This window comes from Thermus caliditerrae, from assembly GCF_021462525.1.
GTDB lineage: Bacteria > Deinococcota > Deinococci > Deinococcales > Thermaceae > Thermus > Thermus caliditerrae.
The window spans coordinates 1-18,546 of the sequence record NZ_JAKEDT010000010.1 but is presented as its reverse complement, the minus strand read 5'-3'; the positions used below and the strand labels follow the sequence as shown (position 1 = coordinate 18,546).

Annotated in this window: 19 protein-coding genes and 3 tRNA genes; 10 read left to right on the top strand and 12 right to left on the bottom strand. The window is 67.7% G+C overall.

The features are described 5' to 3' along the window. Positions 1-10: 10 nt before the first annotated feature. Entirely contained in the window at positions 11-1,726 is a 1,716-nt protein-coding gene (locus tag L1088_RS06890; RefSeq protein ID WP_234554281.1) for a M3 family oligoendopeptidase, read from the bottom strand. A gap of 485 nt (positions 1,727-2,211) precedes the next feature. Here L1088_RS06890 and L1088_RS12470 point away from each other — a divergent pair, with 485 nt between their 5' ends. The 5 genes from L1088_RS12470 (at position 2,212) to L1088_RS06865 (ending at position 8,722) form a co-directional block, all read left to right on the top strand. Further along, positions 2,212-3,219, top strand: coding sequence for a polyadenylate binding domain-containing protein (locus tag L1088_RS12470; protein WP_206201725.1), 1,008 nt, complete (start codon positions 2,212-2,214; stop codon positions 3,217-3,219). Positions 3,220-4,096: 877 nt separating this feature from the next. After that, complete coding sequence (locus tag L1088_RS06880) at positions 4,097-4,900, top strand: hypothetical protein (RefSeq protein ID WP_135259753.1); 804 nt, start codon at positions 4,097-4,099, stop codon at positions 4,898-4,900. 141 nt (positions 4,901-5,041) lie between these two features. Further along, positions 5,042-5,923, top strand: a complete 882-nt coding sequence (locus tag L1088_RS06875) for a hypothetical protein (protein WP_234554280.1) — start codon at positions 5,042-5,044, stop codon at positions 5,921-5,923. Further along, on the top strand, positions 5,910-6,749 hold the full coding sequence (locus tag L1088_RS06870) for a hypothetical protein (protein ID WP_234554279.1): 840 nt from the start codon (positions 5,910-5,912) through the stop codon (positions 6,747-6,749). Before L1088_RS06875 ends, L1088_RS06870 begins: the two co-directional genes overlap by 14 nt. 185 nt (positions 6,750-6,934) lie before the next feature. After that, positions 6,935-8,722, top strand: a complete 1,788-nt coding sequence (locus L1088_RS06865) for an RNB domain-containing ribonuclease (protein ID WP_234554278.1) — start codon at positions 6,935-6,937, stop codon at positions 8,720-8,722. Between the two features lie 3 nt (positions 8,723-8,725). Here the strand turns inward: L1088_RS06865 and icd are convergent, their stop codons facing one another. Then, on the bottom strand, positions 8,726-10,003 hold the full coding sequence (gene icd / locus L1088_RS06860) for an NADP-dependent isocitrate dehydrogenase (RefSeq protein ID WP_234554277.1): 1,278 nt from the start codon (positions 10,001-10,003) through the stop codon (positions 8,726-8,728). A gap of 61 nt (positions 10,004-10,064) precedes the next feature. Between icd and L1088_RS06855 the strand changes: the two genes are divergently transcribed. The 3 genes from L1088_RS06855 to L1088_RS06845 all read left to right on the top strand — a co-directional run bounded on the left by L1088_RS06855 (position 10,065) and on the right by L1088_RS06845 (position 11,807). Next, positions 10,065-11,177, top strand: a complete 1,113-nt coding sequence (locus L1088_RS06855; RefSeq protein ID WP_234554276.1) for an NAD(P)/FAD-dependent oxidoreductase — start codon at positions 10,065-10,067, stop codon at positions 11,175-11,177. A gap of 56 nt (positions 11,178-11,233) precedes the next feature. Next, positions 11,234-11,683: a YbjN domain-containing protein gene (locus L1088_RS06850; protein WP_234554275.1), complete on the top strand. Its 450-nt coding sequence runs from the start codon at positions 11,234-11,236 to the stop codon at positions 11,681-11,683. 47 nt (positions 11,684-11,730) lie between these two features. Continuing rightward, positions 11,731-11,807: transfer RNA gene (locus L1088_RS06845), tRNA-Met, on the top strand. 77 nt (positions 11,808-11,884) lie between these two features. On the opposite strand, the gene L1088_RS12545 is transcribed toward L1088_RS06845, so the two are convergent. Together L1088_RS12545 and L1088_RS06835 are read right to left on the bottom strand one after the other, a co-directional pair. Continuing rightward, entirely contained in the window at positions 11,885-13,081 is a 1,197-nt protein-coding gene (locus L1088_RS12545) for a tyrosine-type recombinase/integrase (RefSeq protein WP_234554274.1), read from the bottom strand. A gap of 2 nt (positions 13,082-13,083) precedes the next feature. Next, entirely contained in the window at positions 13,084-13,308 is a 225-nt protein-coding gene (locus L1088_RS06835; protein WP_119360013.1) for a hypothetical protein, read from the bottom strand. Positions 13,309-13,563: 255 nt separating this feature from the next. Between L1088_RS06835 and L1088_RS06830 the strand changes: the two genes are divergently transcribed. Continuing rightward, a tRNA-Ile gene (locus tag L1088_RS06830) sits at positions 13,564-13,641 on the top strand. Positions 13,642-13,646: 5 nt separating this feature from the next. Further along, positions 13,647-13,723, top strand: a tRNA-Met gene (locus L1088_RS06825). A gap of 48 nt (positions 13,724-13,771) precedes the next feature. Here the strand turns inward: L1088_RS06825 and L1088_RS12460 are convergent. From L1088_RS12460 to L1088_RS06785, 8 genes are read right to left on the bottom strand one after another with little or no spacing between them, the layout of a single operon-like run. After that, on the bottom strand, positions 13,772-14,461 hold the full coding sequence (locus L1088_RS12460; RefSeq protein WP_267961105.1) for a DNA-methyltransferase: 690 nt from the start codon (positions 14,459-14,461) through the stop codon (positions 13,772-13,774). After that, positions 14,451-14,936: a hypothetical protein gene (locus L1088_RS06815; RefSeq protein ID WP_234554273.1), complete on the bottom strand. Its 486-nt coding sequence runs from the start codon at positions 14,934-14,936 to the stop codon at positions 14,451-14,453. The genes L1088_RS12460 and L1088_RS06815 overlap by 11 nt, the downstream gene beginning before the upstream one ends. 1 nt (position 14,937) lies before the next feature. Further along, positions 14,938-15,240, bottom strand: a complete 303-nt coding sequence (locus tag L1088_RS06810; protein WP_234554272.1) for a hypothetical protein — start codon at positions 15,238-15,240, stop codon at positions 14,938-14,940. After that, positions 15,237-15,554: a PDDEXK family nuclease gene (locus L1088_RS06805; RefSeq protein ID WP_234554271.1), complete on the bottom strand. Its 318-nt coding sequence runs from the start codon at positions 15,552-15,554 to the stop codon at positions 15,237-15,239. Before L1088_RS06805 ends, L1088_RS06810 begins: the two co-directional genes overlap by 4 nt. Before the next feature lie 9 nt (positions 15,555-15,563). After that, positions 15,564-15,860, bottom strand: a complete 297-nt coding sequence (locus L1088_RS06800) for a hypothetical protein (RefSeq protein ID WP_234554270.1) — start codon at positions 15,858-15,860, stop codon at positions 15,564-15,566. Continuing rightward, positions 15,853-16,191 carry a hypothetical protein gene (locus L1088_RS06795; RefSeq protein WP_234554269.1) on the bottom strand — a complete coding sequence of 113 codons (339 nt, stop codon included), beginning with the start codon at positions 16,189-16,191 and terminating at the stop codon, positions 15,853-15,855. The genes L1088_RS06800 and L1088_RS06795 overlap by 8 nt, the downstream gene beginning before the upstream one ends. After that, positions 16,188-17,492 (bottom strand): AAA family ATPase, encoded by a 1,305-nt coding sequence (locus tag L1088_RS06790; protein WP_234554268.1) that lies wholly within the window; start codon positions 17,490-17,492, stop codon positions 16,188-16,190. The genes L1088_RS06795 and L1088_RS06790 overlap by 4 nt, the downstream gene beginning before the upstream one ends. Then, the gene (locus tag L1088_RS06785) at positions 17,483-18,427 is read right to left on the bottom strand and encodes a bifunctional DNA primase/polymerase (RefSeq protein ID WP_267961114.1); all 945 of its coding nucleotides are present in this window, start codon (positions 18,425-18,427) and stop codon (positions 17,483-17,485) included. The genes L1088_RS06790 and L1088_RS06785 overlap by 10 nt, the downstream gene beginning before the upstream one ends. Positions 18,428-18,546: the final 119 nt, after the last annotated feature.

Below are 18,546 nucleotides of genomic sequence, written 5' to 3'. Positions count from 1 at the left end.
CTATTCTGGCTCAGGGGAGGGCCTTGAGCCAAGACTCCAAAACGCCAAAGCCGTACCGGAAGAAGGCCTCCGAGGCCAGGTCCACCCCGGCCTTGGCCAGGATCTCCTTGGGGCTTTGGCTTTCCCCCGCCTCGAGGACCCCCAGGTACTTGGGCACGAAGGCCTCCCCCTCCTCCCGGTACTTGCCGTAAAGGGCCAGGACCACCAGGTAGCCCAGGGCGTAGCTGTAGGTGTAGAAGCGGTAGTGGACGAAGTGGGGGATGCCCGCCCAGGCCGCTTGGTCCAGCTCCGTCCACTCCACGGCCTCCCCGTAAAGCTGCGCCTGTTCCTCCTGCCAGATTCCGTGGAAGGCCTCAGGGGAAAGGGCGGCTTCCCGGCGGGCCTCGAGGCTCCTGCGCTCAAAGAAGGTGTACATCACCTGGCGGAAGAGGGTGTTGACGGCGTCCTCCACCCTTTCCGCCAGGAGGAGGGTCTTTTGCTCCTCGGGAAGCTTTTCTAAGAGGAGGTCGTCCAGGAGGATTTCCGCGAAGACGCTGGCCGTCTCCGCCAGGGGGGTGGAGGCCCCGAAGTTGAGGAGGCGCTGCCGGCGGGCCAGGTAGAAGTGCACCCCGTGCCCGAGCTCGTGGGCCAGGGTGTGGGCGGCGTCCAGGTCGTCGGTGTGGTTGAGGAGGACGTAGGGGTGGGTGGAGGGAAGCCCCCCAGAGCAGAAGGCCCCACCCCGCTTGCCGGGGCGGGGGTAGACGTCGATCCAGCGCCGTTCAAAGAACTCCCGGGCGATTTCCTCCACCTGGGGGGAGAAGCGGCGGAAGGCTTCCAGGACCAGCGCCTTGGCCTCCGCAAAGGGCACCTTGGGCTTTTCCCGGCTCAGGGGGGCCAGGAGGTCGGGGCTTGCCACCTTCTCCTGCCCAAGCCGCCGGGCCTTCCAGCGGTAGTAGGCCTCCACCAGGCCGTAGTGGGCCCGGGTGGCCTCGAGGAGGGCCTCGATGTCCCGCACCTCCACCTCGTCCCGGAGGGCCACGGGCTCCAAGGGATGGCGGTAGCCCCGAAGGCGCAGGTCCTGGAGGTAGTCCAAATAGACCGCGTTGAAGACGGCGCTCAGCGTGGGCGCTTCGGCCAAGAGCTTGCCGTAGAGCACCCGGTGGGCCTCCCGCCGCACCTCGGGGTCGGGGTCGCGCCTTAGGGCCCGCACCTCCATCTCCGTGAGCTCCTTGCCCCCCACGGGGAAGCGGAAGCGGCCCGTGTACTCGGTGTAGAACTGGCTCCAGGCGCTTCTGCCCACCAGGCCCTTGAGGTTTAGAAGCTCCTCCTCCCGCTCGGAGAGGGTGTGGGGGGCGTAGGCCCGCTGGACCTCCAGGAAGTGCCGGAGGTCGGCGAGGCCGGGCTCCGCTAGAAGCGCCTGAAAGGCCTCCTCGGGGAGCTTGCGCAGGGCCACCTCGAGGGGCAGGAGGCGGTTGCGCACCTCGGTGTAGCGGTTCCGCACCCGGTCTAGAAGGGCCTTGGCGGCGGGGTCTTGGGTGCGGGTGGCGAAGAAGAGGGAGGCGTAGTTCAAGGGCTTGTAGGCCTTCTCCAAGGCTTCCTCATAGCGGCGGAAAAGGGCTTCTGCCCGCTTGGGGTCCAGGAGGTCCTTGGGGTCCAGCCCTTCTGCCAGGTGGAGGGCTTGGGTGAGGTCGGCCTCGAGGCTTGGGTCGTCGGGGCCTCCGTACAGGTCGGAAAGGTCCCACTCCATGCTGCCCACTATACCGGCCCCCGCCCGTTTAAGGGGTTTGTAAGGCCCCCGGCCTAAGGTGGGAAGTGGGAAAGGAAGGTGAGAGCCTTGACGAGGAGGGTTTTAACAAGGGGCTTCTGGGCCAAGAGGGCCCAGTGGCAAAGGGCTTTGGGCCACCCCGCTCCCTTTGTCACTGCCTGCCAAAGTGAGGAGGAGCTAAGGGTGGAGAAGGAGGCCAGCTGGAAAGGGCCAGGGACTTCCCTGGATGGGGGAGTCGGGTTTGCCGGGTACGGTCCTGAGGAGGAAAGGGAGGAGACATGAAAAACAGGATTTTGCTTTGGTGGTTCTTCTGGGGTGCGTTCACCTGGGCCCAGGTGGGTCTTCCCGGGTTGCCCCAGGTTCCAAGCGCAGGCGGGCAGGTTTACCAGAACCCCGCTTTAGGGATGGTCTTCCCCATCCCTCAGGGTTTTCAGCTGGCTCGGGAAGTTCCTATGGAAGGAGGTTTGATGGCGGCCTTCCTACATCCCATGGGTGCCGAGCTTTACGCCACGTCCCTGGCGCTTGCCCAGCCCATGGACCTGCAAGGCTTCCACCAAGCCAACCTGCAACGCCTGGCCCAGCAGGACCAGGCCCTGCGCCAACAGGGAATCCAGGTGCAGCGCCAGCCCCTTTCGGGCCTGACCCTAGGGGGCAGGCCGGCTTTGGGGGTGGTCAGCCAAATCGTGTTTCAAGGGCAGAACTACGTGGACCTTGCCGTCTACACCGTGGAAGGGGGGCGGGCCTATGGCCTACAGCTCACCGCTCCTGCCCAGGTGTTTTCCCAGGTGCAGCCGCTTTTCCAGCAACTGCTGGCCCAGGTGCAGCTAATGGGGGTGGGTGGGGGTCTTTCCCCCATGCCTCCGGGGATGCCGGGGTACTCGCCCCCGCCTTTTGGTCCTGGCCTGCCCACGGCTCCCGCTTACCCTGGTCCTGGTCCGAGCCAGCCAGGGGCTCTGCCGCCGGGTCCGGGTTTACCTTCCCAGCCCACGCTCCCTGGCGGGGCGGCCCAGGCCCCTTCCCCTACCCAGGGGCGGCCTGCTTTTACCCCTCCCGCCAACCGGGTGGTGGAGCTCCGCTACAGCAAGGAAGTGGGGGATGGCAAGCAGTTTGCCCTGGTGCAGGGGGGGCTCTATTACCGCATTGAGCCCGCGGGGGCCGGCCGTTGGCAGGTGACCGAGGTGGTGGAGGACGCGGAGGGTAGAAGCGAGGACACCTACCTTTTGGATGGGTTCGGCTTGCAAGACGGAGAGGAGGTACTCTTGCCCCCCGTCTGGCACACGGGAAGAACGGAGATTGGGGGCGAAAGGTTTGCCCGGAGCCAGCAAGGTGGCCTAGTCCTTTACCGGTTCCAGGATGACCAGACGTGGGTAGAGGTGGCTTACCGCGGGGACGGGTGGCTGGCCTATTTCGTGTATTGTGACCTCAGCAAGCAGCGCAATCCCTGTACCCGCTACGCCTTGAAAGAGGTCCGCTAGGACCCGGGAGGATGCCGTGAGGAGGCACTTCTGGACCGGCTGGTGGGCGGTGGGCGGTCTTTGGCTTCTGTGGGCCTTGGCTCAGCAAGTGGTTTACCCCCCGGACTTCGGGCCCTATGAGCCCTTAAGGCAGCAGGCCCATGCCCAGTGCCAGGGGTACCTGGCCCAGGGAGCTCAGGCCTACGTCATGTGCCTGCAACAGCTTTCTGCGGGTATGTGCATGGGACCTTATGCGCCGAGAATGGATCCCATGTCGAGCATGGCTTGTACCGCTGCGGTTTCCGCCGGCTACCCCGCTTCCGGGAAGCCCGTGCTTACCCAGCCTTCCTACCGGGTAGAGGTGGTTGGAGGGGTGGAGCGAAAGCGGGATCTGCGGACGGGCCAGGTGGTAGAAACGCCCGTTACCCCTCACCTCCTTTTTACGCTGGAGCAGACACCCCAGGGCGTTTACCGGGGCATCACCTATGGCTCCGATGGGCGATCCGTCGCCACTTACTTGGTGAGTACCGCTTGTGAGCTTCTGGATCCCAGGGGCCAGCCTACCATGGATGGCTTGCGTTGTCCGGTGTATCCTGAAAAGCCCTTCCTGCTCGTTCTCCTGGATCCACCTGCCCCAGGTTTCCCCCCTAACCCCCTTCGCTTTGCGCCTGGCCGCCTGGCGGACGATTTTGACCAGGACGGAGTGCTGGAGATTGGCTACATGGCTACCGCAGGTTCGGGGGGGCGCACCTTCACTTCAGGCTGGGTTCAGGCCCTAGGGTACGACCCCGCAAAGCGGCTGCTGAAGTACGAATACTTAATGGCTGTCCGGGAGGGGGAGAGTCAGTACACCAGCTACGCTCAGGAACGGTTGGTGCGCTTCCGCGTGAGGTGAGGTATGGAGGTCCTGCGCTATGCTTCCTGGCAGAAGTGGGCCGCAGGGGGGCGCCTGGTCTTGGGCCTTCTCGCTCTCGCCCTCCTCTGGTGGGTTTTTTTTGACGTGCGGGATGGGCTCTCGTTGCTTCTGGGCCTTCTCGTGGGCCTGGTTGTGGCCCTTTACCTCTTGCGCACGGCGGTGCAACCCCTGTTGCGTTCGCGCCTCGAGGTGGCTCTGGAACCCAGGGGGATTAGGATAGGGGGTAAGTTTTACTCCCGGTCGGATTTCCGTGGCCTGGGGATGGCTTCGGGATGGTGGGCGCAGAGGGCGCAAAGGGCCTTGCGGGATGCGGGAACCTACGGCCCTTGGGCCCCGTACCCTCCCTTCCACCTGGATTTTGGCAGGGCAAGGCTTCCCCTTTTCTTGGACCTGCCAGGTTGGGATCGGCTCCTGCGGCACTTGGGCGTGGACTGGAGAGAGGTTCCGGAGTTGCGGGAGTTCCTTACCTTGGCCCGAGGGATGGGCTGGCTGAATGGCCTGATGCACCCTCCAGAGGAGGCGGAACAGGCTTGGGTGCAAGCCCGCTCCCGCTACCGCCGTGCGTGCGCCTGGATTTGGATAGGTTGCCTGGGCGTGGTGTTGGGCATTGTGGGGGTGAGGGTAGTCGAGGGCCCCGGTGGAGGGGATACCCCCTGGACGTGGGCCTTGGTCGGGGTCAGTTTGATGGGCCTGTTGCTGTGCCTGGGATGGGTCGGGATCACCTTTGGCTTAAAGGGCCTTGCGAGGGGCTGGGTGAGCGAGTACAACCCTTTGGCTTCCCTGTAGTCCTGTGGATTAGGCCTTCGGAAGAGGTTGGGGCGTATGGCGGAGGGCATTCAGGGGGAAAGGATGAGGGGTACAGGGGAGCGGTTCCTTTGGCCCCGCACTCGGCGGGACTGGTTTTTGGCTGTTCTGCTAGGAGTTTTCGTGCTAGGAATCATCGGAAACCTCATAGCGGAGGAGCCTCAGGAGGTGGAAGTGGGACAGGTACGGCTTCAGGTGCCCCGGGGCTGGGAGGCCAAGGAAGTCCAGGGGGGCTGGGCCCTGTTAAGTTCCTTGGAGGGCCCCAAGGACGCCTTCCGGGAAAACCTCACCCTCCTGGTGGAAATCCTTCCCCAGCCCATGAACTCCCTCCAGTATGCCCAGGTGGTGGCCTGGCGGAACGCCCAGGGGGTGGAAGGGTTCACCCCAGGGCCGGTCCAGATGGGGTCCTTGGGCGGGGTGGAGGCGGTGGTTTTTGCGGGGCAAGGCCGGCATGGTGGAAGGCCTTTGGAGTTTTGGGTCTGGGCCTTCGTGGTGGGCCGGGAAGGGTACCAGCTTACCCTCACCGGCGAGCCCGGCAAGCTGGCCCAGATTCGGCCTCAGGTGGAAGCCGTTCTGGCCTCCATAAGGGTGGGCGGTCCCATGGCCCGGCGGGGGCCAGACTCGGGCCCAGGGGCGGGAGAATGGGGTGAGGCTCCTGCACCTGCTTCCCCCTCTGTGCCCTGGGGGCCGTCTCTGGATGGGGAGCCCTATTCCCCTGGGTTTTCGGGTGGTGGGGATTTTTCCGGTTCTCCCTATGGCTATGGACCCAGGGGTAGTCCTGGGGGAGGGTTGCCTATGGACCTCCCAGGTGGGGGCTTGGATTCCTCGGGGTTGGACGAGAGCCTACAACAGCACCGGGATTTCAACACCTGGATGGCCGAGGAGTGGAGCCAGCTCCTTTCTGGGGAAACGCCCGAGCCCACGTACCAGGATGAGGCGGGGAAGCTCTACTGGGAGGGTCCCTCGGGCCTCCTCCACGAGTGGGGGGATTATGGCGGTGAGTGAAGGGGATGCGGCGGTCCTGGGCTACCAGCCCTGGCAGCGGCGGGCGGCTTACGAGCGGTTTGCGGCCTTGTCCTTCGCGGCGGTCTTCGCCTTGTTTGGGGGCAATCTTTTGAGCTTGCCCCTGGTGGTGCTCCTGGGCCTTTACGCCTACGCCACGTCCTTGGGCCCTCTTTTGCGCTTTGGCCTCAGGGTATCCCTAGAGCCAGGGGGAGTGCGGATTGGGGAAAGGTTTTACCCCAAGGAGCGGTTTGCCGGCCTAGAGGGCCCCTTGGGCCCGTGGACCCGGTGGGAGGTCTGGCCGGGGGTATGGTCGTCTTACCGCTTCCGCCTGCGCTTGGGGTGGCGCTTCCGCACGGACCCCCTCTTCCACCTGCTTTTTGGGGAGGAGCGGGTCCCCCTATGGCTGGACCTCCCGGGTTGGGACCGGATGCTGGCCCACCTGGGGCTAGACTGGAGGAAATACCCCGGGCTACGGCGCTACCTCCACACCGCCCGGGGGTTGGCGTGGCTTAACGGCCTCCTCTACCCGCCCGTTGAGGCCGAGGGGCCCTGGCGGGAAGCCCGGGGTCGGTACCGGCGGGTTTGCGCCTGGATGTGGGCTGGGGCGGGCCTGGGGGTTTCGGGTTTTGCCTTCTCACTTTTCGCCTTGTTCCTTGGGGCCAACGTTTGGCCTGTTGTGGGGCTGGCCCCCTTGGCCTTGGGCCTAGTCCTCTTGGCCTATCCCTTCCTCACCGCCTTCAACTTCGGCCGGGGCCGCCCGGGATGGGCGGTGGCCTACAACCCCCTGGTGCCCCTCGAGGCCAGCCTAACGGGGGAGAAGGGATAGTACCACCCCACGGGGACTTCGTCCCCGTGGGGGCCCCGGTGAAAGGGTACCCAGGGCCTCCGCCGGGGGAAGGGAGCGAAGGGTTCAGCGGGAAAGGGTAATAGCTCGGGCGAGGGGGGCAGGGGGTAATCCCGTTTGCCGTGGGTGCGGTCCCCGGTGCCGAGCGCCAAGGTATCCTTAGGGGCGTGGCCGCTTTGGTGATCTACAAGAACCGGCCCGCCTTGGCGGAGGAAAGGGGCGATAAGCTGGAGCTCGCCCTACCCGATGGCGCTAGGGCCCGGGTGCGCCCCAAGGATGTCCTCTTTCTCCATCCTGGCCCCGCCCAGCTCCCCCTGGAGGTGCCCGAGGGAGAGGAGGAAGCGGTCTGGGAGCTTCTGCAGGGCCAGGCGGTGAGCCTGAAGGAGCTGGCGGAGTTGGTCTACGGTGCCTACACGCCGGAGGCCGCCTACGGGGCCTACCTCCTGGCCCAAAGGGGGGAGCGGTTTGTCCTCGAGGGCGACCGGGTGCGGGCCCGCACCCCCGAGGAGCTTGCCGCCCTTCTGCGGGCCAAAAGGGCGCGGGAAGAGCGGGAGCAGGCCTTCCAGGAGGCGGTGGGGAGGCTTAAGGAGGGGAGGTGGCTTCCCGAGGACCGCCCCCTCTTGGCCGAGGCCGAGGCCCTGGCCTGGGGGGAGCGGCGGGAAAGCCGCCTGATGCGGGCCCTGGCCCTCCCGGAAACCCCGGAGGCCGCCCACGCCCTCCTCCTGCGCCTGGGCCTCTGGCGGTGGGAAAACCCCCATCCCCGGCGCCTGGGCCTTCCCCTGACCCCTCCAGACCTCCCCCTGCCCCCTTTGCCCGAGGAGGCCCGGGAGGACCTCACCCACCTCCCCGCCTTTGCCGTGGACGACGAGGGTAGCCAAGACCCTGACGACGCCGTCTACGCCGAGCGGGTGCCGGAAGGCTTCCGCCTCCTGGTCCACGTGGCGGACGTGGCTGCCCTAGTGCCCCCGGGAAGCCCCCAGGACCTGGAGGCCCTCCGCCGTGGGGCTAACCTCTACCTTCCTGAAGGCACGGTGCCCATGCTGCCCCAGGCCGCCACCGAGCGCCTGGGCCTGGGCCTTCAGCCGGTGTCCCCCGCCCTCACCTTTGAGCTTTGGGTTTCCGAGGAGGGGGAGCTTCTGGAGGAGCGCCTTTACCCCTCCTGGGTCCGGGTGCAAAGGCTCACCTACCGGGAGGCCCTGGGGGAGCCCGCCTTGGGGCCCTTGGCCGCCTTGGCCCAGGCGTTTCACCGGAAGCGCCTGGCCCAGGGGGCCTTGGACCTCGCCCTGCCCGAGGTGAAGGTGCGCCTGGAGGAAGGGCGGGTGCGCCTCACCCCCTTGCCCCCCTACGAAAGCCGCCTCTGGGTGCGGGAGGCCATGCTCCTGGCGGGCTACGCCGCCGCCCACCTGGCCCTCCGGGAAGGGTTTCCTTTCCCCTTTGCCACCCAGGAGGCGCCGAGCCGCAGGGTGGAGGGGGAGGGCCTCGCCGCCATGTGGGAGCAGCGAAAGCTCCTCAAGCGGGCCCAGCTCAAGGCGGTGCCCGCCCCCCACAAGGGCTTAGGCCTCCCCCTCTACGCCCAGGTGACGAGCCCCCTTAGGCGCTATTTGGACCTGGTGGCCCACCAGCAGCTCAGGGCCTGGCTCCGAGGGGAAAAGCCCCTTTCCCAGGAGGAGCTCTTGCAGCGGGTGGGGGCGGCGGAGGCGGTGGCTGACCTGGTGCGGGAGGCGGAGCGCAAGAGCAAGCTCCACTGGACCCTGATTCACCTCCTGCAGGAGGGCTACGAGGGGCCGGGGGTCTTGGTGGAAAGGCGGGGTGGGCAGGGGGTTTTCCTCCTCCCCGAGCTCGGCCTCAGCGCCCAGGTGGCCTTGGCCCAGCCCCTTCCCCTAAACGCCGAGGTCCGCCTCCGCTTCCTCGAGGCGGACCTGGCCAACCTGGAAGCCCGCTTTGCCCTGGTTTAGGGGCTACATGTGCTCGATCAGGGCCCGCCCGAACTCGCTGGTTTTGAGGAGGGTGGCGGGTTTGCCCTCCGCCACCAAGAGACGGTGGAAGTCGTAGGTGACAAGGCCCTTGGCGATGGTGCGCTCCATGGCCTGGAGGATGAGGTCGGCGGCCTCGTTCCAGCCCAGGTAGCGGAGCATCATCTCCCCGGAGAGGATGACGCTCGAGGGGTTCACCTTGTCCTGGCCCGCGTACTTGGGGGCGGTGCCGTGGGTGGCCTCAAAGACCGCATGGCCCGTGAGGTAGTTGATGTTGGCCCCGGGGGCGATGCCAATGCCCCCCACCTGGGCGGCCAGGGCGTCGGAGATGTAGTCCCCGTTGAGGTTCAAGGTGGCGATCACCGAGTACTCGTCCGGGCGGAGGAGGATCTGTTGCAGGAAGTTGTCGGCGATCATGTCCTTGATGACGATTTCCCGCCCGGTGCGGGGGTTCTTCAGCACGTGCCAGGGCCCGCCGTCCAGGGGTACGGCCCCGTACTTCTCCCGGGCCAGGGCGTAGCCCCACTCCCGGAAGGCCCCTTCCGTGAACTTCATGATGTTGCCCTTGTGCACCAGGGTGACGCTGGGGAGGTCCTCCTTGATGGCGTATTCAATGGCCGCGGCCACCAGGCGCTCCGTGCCCTCCTTGGATACGGGCTTGATGCCGATGCCGGAGGTCTCGGGGAAGCGGATCTTGGCGTAGGCCTTGGGGAACTCCCGCTTGAGGAAGTCCAGGACCTTTTGCACCTCCTCCGTGCCCGCGGGCCACTCAATCCCGGCGTAGATGTCCTCGGTGTTCTCCCGGAAGATGACCATATTGACCAACTCCGGGTGCTTCACCGGGCTTGGCACCCCTTTAAACCAGCGCACGGGGCGCACGCAGGCGTAGAGGTCCAGCTCCTGCCTTAGGGCCACGTTGATGGAGCGGATACCCCCGCCCACCGGGGTGGTTAGGGGCCCTTTGATGGCCACCAGGTACTCCCGGATGAAGTCCAGGGTTTCCTGGGGTAGCCAGATGGGCTCCCCATAGACCTGGTTGGCCTTCTCCCCGGCGTAGATCTCCGCCCAGGCGATCCTGCGCTTGCCGCCGTAGGCTTTGGCTACCGCCGCATCTAGGACGGGCTGGGCCGCTCTCCAGATGTCGGGGCCGGTGCCGTCCCCCTCGATGAAGCCGATGATGGGGCGGTCCGGAACCTGGAGGACCCCGCCTTGGATGGCGATCCGCTTGCCGTCTTCGGGAACCCGGATGTGCTGGTAGGCCATAGCGTACCTCCGGGCCCTAGCATATCCCTTCCGCGGGGGAAAAGTGTCCTAGACTTGGCCTATGCCGGACATCGTGGTGGTGGGGGCAGGCATCGTGGGGGCGGCCTCGGCCTTCCGCCTGGCGGAGGCGGGGCTTAGGGTCTTGGTTCTGGAGAAGGAGGCCACCTTCGCCCAAGGCTCCACAGGGCGGAGCGCCGCTGGGGTCAGGGTGCAGTTCTCCGAGCCCTGGAACATCCTCCTTTCCTACCACTCCATCCTGGAGTACCAAAGGATCCCGGAGGCCGGCTACCGGCCCATCGGCTACCTTTTCCTGGTGCCCGAGGCCTTGAGGGAGGTCCAGGAGGAGGCCCTGGCCACCCAGAGGGCCCTGGGGGTGCCGGTGGAAAAGCTCACCCTCGAGGCGGCCCAAGCCCTGGTGCCCTTCCGGGAGGAGGGCCTGGCCTACGCCACCTTTGGCCCCATGGACGGGATCATTGACCCCCACGGGGTGACCGCCTATTACCTGCGGGAGGCCAGGCGCCTTGGGGCCGAGGTGCGCTTTTCCGAGCCCCTGCTTGGGGCGCAGCGGAAGGGGGGCGTTTGGTGGGTGGTGACCCCCAAGGGGCGGTACGAGGCCCCTTTCCTCCTCCTTTGCACCGGGGCCTGGACGGGGGAGGTGGGGCGGAGGCTGGGCCTGGAGATCCCCATCCACCCCGTGCGGCGCATGGTCTATGCCACGGCCCCCGTCCCTTTCCCCCACGCCTTCCCCCTCACCATCGATCTGGCCACGGGCTTTTACCTGCGCTCGGAGGGGCCCAGGGTGCTCCTGGGCCGGTCCAATCCCGCCGAGCCCCCTGGCTTCGCCGAGGGGATGGATTGGGAGTGGCTTGGGCCCACCCTCGAGGCGGGCCTTTTCCGCTTCCCCTTCCTGGAGGGGCTCGCCCTGGACCGGAAGGCCAGCTGGTGGGGCTACTACGAGGTGACCCCAGACCACAACCCCATCCTGGGTTTTGTGGAGGAGGGGCTTTTGGTGGCGGCGGGTTTTTCCGGCCACGGGGTGCAGCAGGCGGCCATGGTGGGGAGGCTCATGGCGGAGGAGGTGGTCCACGGGAAGGCGAGGAGCCTGGACATAACCCCGTTCCGCTTGGGTCGCTTCCGGGAGGGGCGTTTCCTGAAGGAGAAGGGGATCGTGTAGGCTAGGGGTGTCCTGCAAGGTGGTCTGGAGGCCCACCGGGACGGAAGAGGGGTTTTATGAGGATGTTGCTGGCGGGCGTGTTGTTTTTGGGGTTGGCCTTGGGGCAGGCCGTGGTCAAGGGCTTGACCCCGGCCGAGGTGGAAGGGATTCTCAAGCAGGCGGGTCTTGCCTACGAGAAAACGGGTGCCCAGGAGTTCCGTCTGGAGATGGCTGGCTTGACCAAGGTCTGGCTCTACCTGGATTTCTGCCAGGAGGAGCGGTGCGGGGTCCTGACCCTAAGCGCTGGCTTTACCCTGGAGGAGGTGCCGGACCTCGAGGCCGTAAACGCCTGGAACCGGGACCGCCGCTTCAGCCGGGCCTTTTTGGATGAGGAGGGAGCCGTGTGGGTGGAGTCGGACCTGGACCTCACGGGCGGGGTGAGCCTGGGGGCGGTAAGGGGCTTCTTGGACCTTTTCGCCGAAGAAATCCTCCCCGCCTTCATGGATCACATCGGCTTTGAACCTTGACCGCCTGGGGGCCCTCCCCTAAGATGGGGATTGCCTGGTGCGCCCGTGGCGGCGTAGCTCAGGTGGTCAGAGCACACGACTCATAATCGTGGTGTCGTGGGTTCGAGTCCCACCGCCGCCACCAGCAAGAGAAGGCAAAGCTTCACCCCCCGGTAGCGTGGCCGGGGGGTGTTGCCGTTAGCGAATGGTTAGCTTATCCGCTCAGGCCTCCCCTCGAGGCCCCGCCACGTCCTCAGGGTCCAGGACCCACCCCCGGCGCTCCTCCTCCAGGAGGTGCCGGTAGACGGCCAGGGTGATGTTGGGGTTGGCGTGGCCCATGCGCTCGGAAACGAGCTCCACCGGGGCCCCGTTGGCCAGGAGGAAGGAGCCGTAGGTGTGCCGGAGGTCGTGGAGCCGGAAGTGGGGGAGGCCCAGGGCCTTCCGGATGCGCTCTAGGGCCTTGTTCAGGCTGTGGGGGTGGATGGGCCTGCTTCCATCCGCCTCGAGGCTCGGGAAAACCCACCTGTCCTGAAGCTCCTCGGGGGAGAAGCCCTGCCTAAGCCACATCTCCCGGTAAGCCTTCACCCGCTGGAGGGTCTGGTGGGGAATGGGCACGGTGCGCCCGCCCTTGGCGGTCTTGGGGGCGGTCAGGAGGAGCTCCTTGCCGTTTTCCGTCCAGGCCCGGCGTACGGTGAGGGTGCCCGCCTCGAGGTCCAGGTCCTCCCACTTCAGGCCCAAGACCTCCCCCCGCCGGAGGCCGCAGGCCAGGCAGAGGCGGAGGGCCAGGGCGGTGCGGGGGTCCTTGTGATGGTCCAGGGCCTTGAGGAAGGCGCTCACCTCGTGGGGTTCCAAGGCCCTTGCCGCTTTCCCCTGTCCCTCTCCCTTGGGCGCCCGCACCTTCACCGGGTCCACAGGGTTGCGGGCGATGACCTCGAGGGCCAAAGCTTCTTCAAAGACCTGGTGGAGCCTCTGCCTTACCGCCCGCACCGTGCGGAGGCTGTACCGCCCCTTCAGCCCTTCCAGCACCCCCCGGATGTGGGAGGGCTGGACCGCTTGGAGGCGCAAGGAGCCGAAGGGGTCCGGGGTCTTGGGGTCCTTGAGGGAAGGGATGGCATGCCCAAGGTCCTGGAGGTAGAGGGCTAAGGTGCGGGGGCGGACCTCCTGGGCCTTGCCCTCAAGCCACCTCGAGGCCCACTCCCGCACGGTGATGGCCTCCGGCGAGCCCAAGAGGCCCTTGTGGAGCCGCGCCGCCTGCTCTACCCGCCAAGCCTCCGCTTCCTTGCGGGTGGGGAAGACGCGGGTGATCTTTCGGGGAAGGCCCGTAGCGGGGTCGTGGCCCACGGTGAGCTGGGCTACCCACCGCCCCCGCCTCCGGTCGTAGAAGACCGTGCCCGTGCCCTTCCCGCCCCGCCGCTTCACGCCTACTCCTCCGGGGGGTCAAACCAGTAGTGCGTGGCCTTGAGCCCGGCCAGCATGGCCTCCCCCCGCTCCTTGGGGGTGAGCTCCTCGAGGACCCGGAACATGTGCTCGGGCCCCCGTAGCCGTACCATCCGGCTTTCCTCCTCGGGGCCTAGGGCCTCCACCCCCAAGAGCTTGAGCCGCACCCGCAGGGGAAGCCGCACCCGCTGGAGATGAGCGCCGCGCATGAGTCCATTATCGCGCCTCACGCCAAGCCTTCGCTTCCCGTCGGCTCCCCGTCGGCTTCCTTCGTTTTCCTTCACCCCAGCGCCGCCTTCCCCTCGCCTTCCTCCGCCTTTCGTCGGCTTCCTCCGCCTTCCATTGACCGGAAGGGGGAGGGCCCGCTACCCTAGGGCTATGGTCTGCAAGCGAATACCCCTCGAGGCCTGAGGCGCTTTGGGGCGCTTCAGGGAGGGGTTGGGCACGGTCCGCAAGGGGGCCTTGGGGGCGTAGCTCAGGCAGGTGAGAGCGGCGGTCTTATAAACCGCAGGTCGCGGGTTCAAGTCCCGCCGCCCCTACCAGGCGAGGGGGCGTTCCCGGAAGGCACAGGGGGCCGGATTCATAACCCGGCTGATGGGGGTTCAAATCCCCTCGCCCCCACCAAAGGCAGGGCCTAGCCCTGGGGCTAGGCCCTACTCCTTTTCGCCCAGCTCACCCCTCAATGGGGGCCTCGAGGAGGGGGGCCTGAAGAAGGGCGTTTTGCAGGCGCTTTTGGGCCACCTCGTACCAGGAGGCTTCCCGCTCCACCCCGATGAAGCCCCGCCCCAGCCGCAAGGCCGCTTCCCCGGTGGAGCCCGAGCCCATGAAGGGGTCCAAGACCACCTCGCCGGGCCTCGAGGCCAGCTCCACCAGCCAGCCCATGACCCGCACGGGCTTCTGGTGGGGGTGGCCCGTGGCCTCCCTGTCCCTCCCGGGGCGGGGGGAGGAGGCCAGGAGGTAGTCCTTGCCCTTGCCGGGGAGGGGCCTCAGGGCCAGGATGGGCTCGAAGCCGTAGGCGGGCCCCTGGGGCCGGGGCCTGGGGTCGGGTTTGGCCCAGAAGAGGAGGCGGTGGGGAAGCCCCCGGCTCCGGGCAAAGGCCAGGGCCTCCTCCAAGCGCTCCTGGGGGAGGAAGAAGACCACAGGCCCAGCGCTTACCCGGAGGGCCTCGGGTAGCCAGGCCAGGCTCCACTCGTCCCAAGCCTCCCGGGTCCAGACCCCCCGGGGATCGCTCCCCAGCCCCGTCCCGGGCCGCTTCCAGTTCCCCGTGCCATAGGGCGGGTCGGTGATGACCGCCCCCACGCTTCCCGTCTTGAGGCGGGCTAGGACCTCGAGGGCCTCCCCGTGGTAGAGCTCAAGCCTCATCGTCCTTCTCGGGATCCGCCTCTTTGGGAGGGAGGGGCTCCACGGTGAACACTTGCCTCGAGGGCTCGGAGGGGGGATAGGCCCCGGGGGGTGGGTTCTCGTAGGGGTCGGGGAGCCCCTGATCCATCGCCACCTTCTTTACCCAGTAGACGCCTTCCGGGTCTTGAGGCAAGGGTGGAGGAGGCTCCTCGATGCCGTACACGTCCCGCTTGATGAGCCAGACGATATAGGGGTCGATCCGGGTCAAGGGCGGGCGGGTTTGCCTTTCCTTCTGGCGATTTTTCTCCATCTGCTCCCGCTCCCACTCCGCATAGGCCGCCCGGTAGGAGGCGGCGATGGTGGCCAGGGCGTGCGTGGCCCGGAGGACCACCTGGGGGTCGTCCGAGTCCAGGAGCTTGGAGGTCTTTTTGACAGCCTTCCACAGCTTGCGGAGGAGGCTCCCCCGGGTACCGTAAAGGTCCTTGGGCCTGGGCACCTCAAGCCTCCTCGGGGGCGAAGCGGGGGGCCCACCTGAGCTCTTCCCGGGCCAAGGGGTCTACCTCCACCTCGAGGCCCCGCTTCAGGGCCCAGGCCACTAGGCCCAGCACCACGTCCTTCACCTGCTCCCTTTCCCGCACCAGGAGGGCGATCCGCCCGTCCTTGAGAAAGACCAGGCTCCGCACGCCCAGGCGGCCCAGGGCCTCTAGGCTCCAGGCCGCGCCTCCGCCTTGCACCCGCACCAGCACCTCCGGCCCATCCAGGGCCAGGGGGTGGGCCTGCACCGTAAGCTTGCCCGTCATGTCTCCTCCTTTACGCCAAGCGCCTTCAAGAGGTGTTCCAGCCGCATCACCGCCAAGGGGGGCCTCCGGTCGGGGCGGAGGACCAGAAGGCCCCGCCCCTCAAGCCACCCCTCGAGGCCGAACCGCCTCCTTGCCTTCACCTCCACCACCACCTCCCCCAGGCCGGGGAGGTGGGCCACCAGGTCCCCCGGGTAGCCGGGAGCGCTCCCTGAGAGGGGGACCCGCCGGGCCTCGAGGCCCGCCTCCCGCAAGAGCCGCAAGGCTTCCCGCTCCGCCCGGGTGCCTTTGCGCTTTGGCCCTTTGCCCCCAGGCATCTCCTCCTCCTAGGCGCGGGGCCGGGGGCTCCCCCCTAGGGCCTCCCGGGTCTTCTCCAAAAGGGCCAGGGCTCCGGGAAGCCCCCAGCGCTCCACCGCCTCCGCCAAAACGGCTAAGAGCTGGGGGGAAAGCTCCCCCTTGGGGGCCTCGAGGGCCAGGAGGGCCAGGGCCTCCCCCCACCTCATGGCCCGCTCCCGTAAGGCGGGGGCCTCCTCGGGCAGGAGGAGGACCAGGCGCCTTTCCTCCAACCGAAGGTGCCCCCCCGCCTGGGCGATCTCCGCCAAAACCCGGCTCAGCTCAGGCATATTCCCGCACCTCCTTCCTCCCCTTGGGCCGGGCGGTGGCCACGGGCTCCACCCGGGGCGGGTTCCCGCCCCAGACCCCCAGGAGCTCCACCTCCAGCGCTTCGGGGAAGTCGGCCTCGAGGCGCTCCAGCCGGTCCAGAAGCCACGCCTCCCAGGACCCTACCCCGCCCCAGGCCTGGGCGTGGGCCTCGAGGTCCTCCTCCGGGGGGAGGAGGAGGGCCCAGTAGACCACCCGGCCTTCCACCACCACCCGAAGCTTGGGAGGGCGTACCCGCCTCAGCTTTTCCGCCAAGGGCACCACGTGCGCTCTTAGGGCCTGCCAGGCGTTCAAAGCTCCACCTCCAAATCGTTTACCTCCCCCGTGGAGGACGGGGGAAGCCTCCTTCCGCCAAGCCCTCCCTCAAGGGTGAGGAGCTCTTCGCTTTCCCGCGAAGGGGTTGCGGGCGCGGGTTCTGCCCTTTGGACAGCGTTTTCCTTACCTCCCACAGGCCCCCCAGCACCGTTAGGGGCTTGCTCCTCCGCCTCGAGGGGATCAGGCGATTTCGTGCCAAGCCCCCCATTTTGTGCCAACCCCTTGGCACAAAATCTTTTTGCGTCCTGGACGGGATTTTCCCGATTTTGTGCCAAGGGCATAGAGAGATTGGAGCGGGGAAGTCTGAGGACTTTGGGGGCTCCTCTCCCCGGAAGCTCCGTTTCCTCCACCAGGCCCCGGCCCCTGAGCCCGGAGAGGGCCCGCATGGCGGTTCTTTCGGAAACGTTGCCCCGCCGGACCACCTCCCCCAGGAGCTCCTTCCGGGGGAGGCCCTCCTCCCCCGCTTCGGCCAGGAGCTCCAGGATGACCTTCTCCGCCTTCTCCTCCAGGGTGGCCGCCTCGGGGAGAGGGTAGGGCTTGAAGTAGGCCCCTCCCCCGTCCGAAAGCCACACCAGCTCGAGGCCGATGGGGGGCGGTAGCGGGGCGTAGGACTGCTTCACGCAGGTCAGCTTCACCACATCCCGCCCCTCCACCTCCTTGGGCGGGAGGCGGTCCAGGGCGAAGGCGGCCCGGGGGGAGAAGAGCTTGGCGGTGGAGCCCAAGGGCCCCTTCTCGGCCACGGTCTGGCCGGGGGCCAGCTTGCCCACATGGTCCACCAGGAGGAGAGCCGCCCCCGTGGCCTGGGCTAGGGAGGTCAGGGCGCGGATGGGGGCGTGCACCTGCTGGGGCTTAATCACATCCACCCCCAGGAAGGCGCTAGAGAAGGCGTCCACCACGATGAGGACCGGGGGGTCTTGGCGAAGCTCCTCCTCCAGGGCTCGCACGTCCTCAGGGGTCAGGCCTCCTTCCACGGCCCGGAGGTCCAGGAGGCCCTTATCCGCGTCCTCATAGGCCCTCAGGAAGCGGTGAAGCCAGAGGGCGTAGCCCAGCCCTCCGGGGTCGTCCGCGTCCAAGACGAGCACCCGCCCACGCCGAACGGGGCGCTTGGCAAAGCTTCCCTGGGGCCGGAGGGCCTGCACGGCCAGGAAGGCCACCAGGCGGGTCTTGCCCTCCCCCTGCCGGGCGAAGAGCACGCTCACGTACCCGGCGGGGATGAGCTCGTCCACGAACCACTCCACCACGGGGGGCTCCTGGGGGAGGCTAAGGCGCTTCACCGCCATCCGCCCTCACCTCCCTCCCCCCAGGGATTGGGCTCCCTATATTGGTGTGTTTCGTTGGCCCAAAATCGGGTTTTTGCCGTCCAGGACGGCGCAGGATTTTGGGCCAACCCCTTGGCCCAAAATGCCCCCCTTGGCCCAAAATCCTCCTCCAGGGGGAGGGGGGCCTGAGCTCCCACCTCAAGCCCCCACCGCACCGCCTCCCGGGCCTCCCGCTCGGGAAGCCCCGCCTGCATGGCCGCGCTCACTAGGGCCTCCTCGGCCTCCCTGGGGTCCAGGCCGTGGGGGAGGAGGCCCCCGGCGGCCCGGGCATAGGCGATGAGGGTGAGGTGCCTTTGCCCTATGGGGGCGGCGGCCACCCGATCCGCGAAGGCCTCGAGGATCGCCCGCAACCTCCTTGGCGAGGCCCCCAGCCCCACCTCCCGGGGCGGGGGAGGCGGCGGCGGCAAGAGCCTTTGGAGGAGCCCGGAGGGCACCAGGGGAAGCTCCTCCGGCCTCCTCAAGGGCACCTCCCAGGCGTACCCCCGGCCATCCGCCAAGCGGGTGGGGGCGGCCACCACATAGGCCCGCCCCATGCCCCGGAGGTCCACCCCCTCCAGCCGCCTCACGGAGGCGCTCAAGGCCCCCTCCAGGCCCGGAGGAAGGCGAAGGAAGAGATGGACCCCGCCCTTGGGCGTCCGTTGCCGGGGGGCCTCGAGGAGGCCCGGGTGCTCCCCCCTCAGCCCCTCCCAAGCCTCGGGCCGGTCCACGTCGAGGACCAGCACCCCCTCCGGGGCCAGGAGGCCCACCCCGGCCCGAGGCTCCCGCCCCCACCAAGCCCGGATCACGCCCTCCTCCCGGGAGGCCTCCTTGAGGCCGTGGGGTACCAGGCCCCCGTGGGGCCGCTTCTCCCCCGGGTGGAGGGGGAGGACCCGGTAGCCCAAGCGGGCGTAGGCCAGGGCGGCCTCGAGGGGCGGGCTTTGCCGTGGGCTGTAGCGTGAGGCGCGATGCCCTGAACCCGGACAGACACATGTGAGACACTGAGTGGGATAAAAAGATGGGGAACCGACCCTGTAGC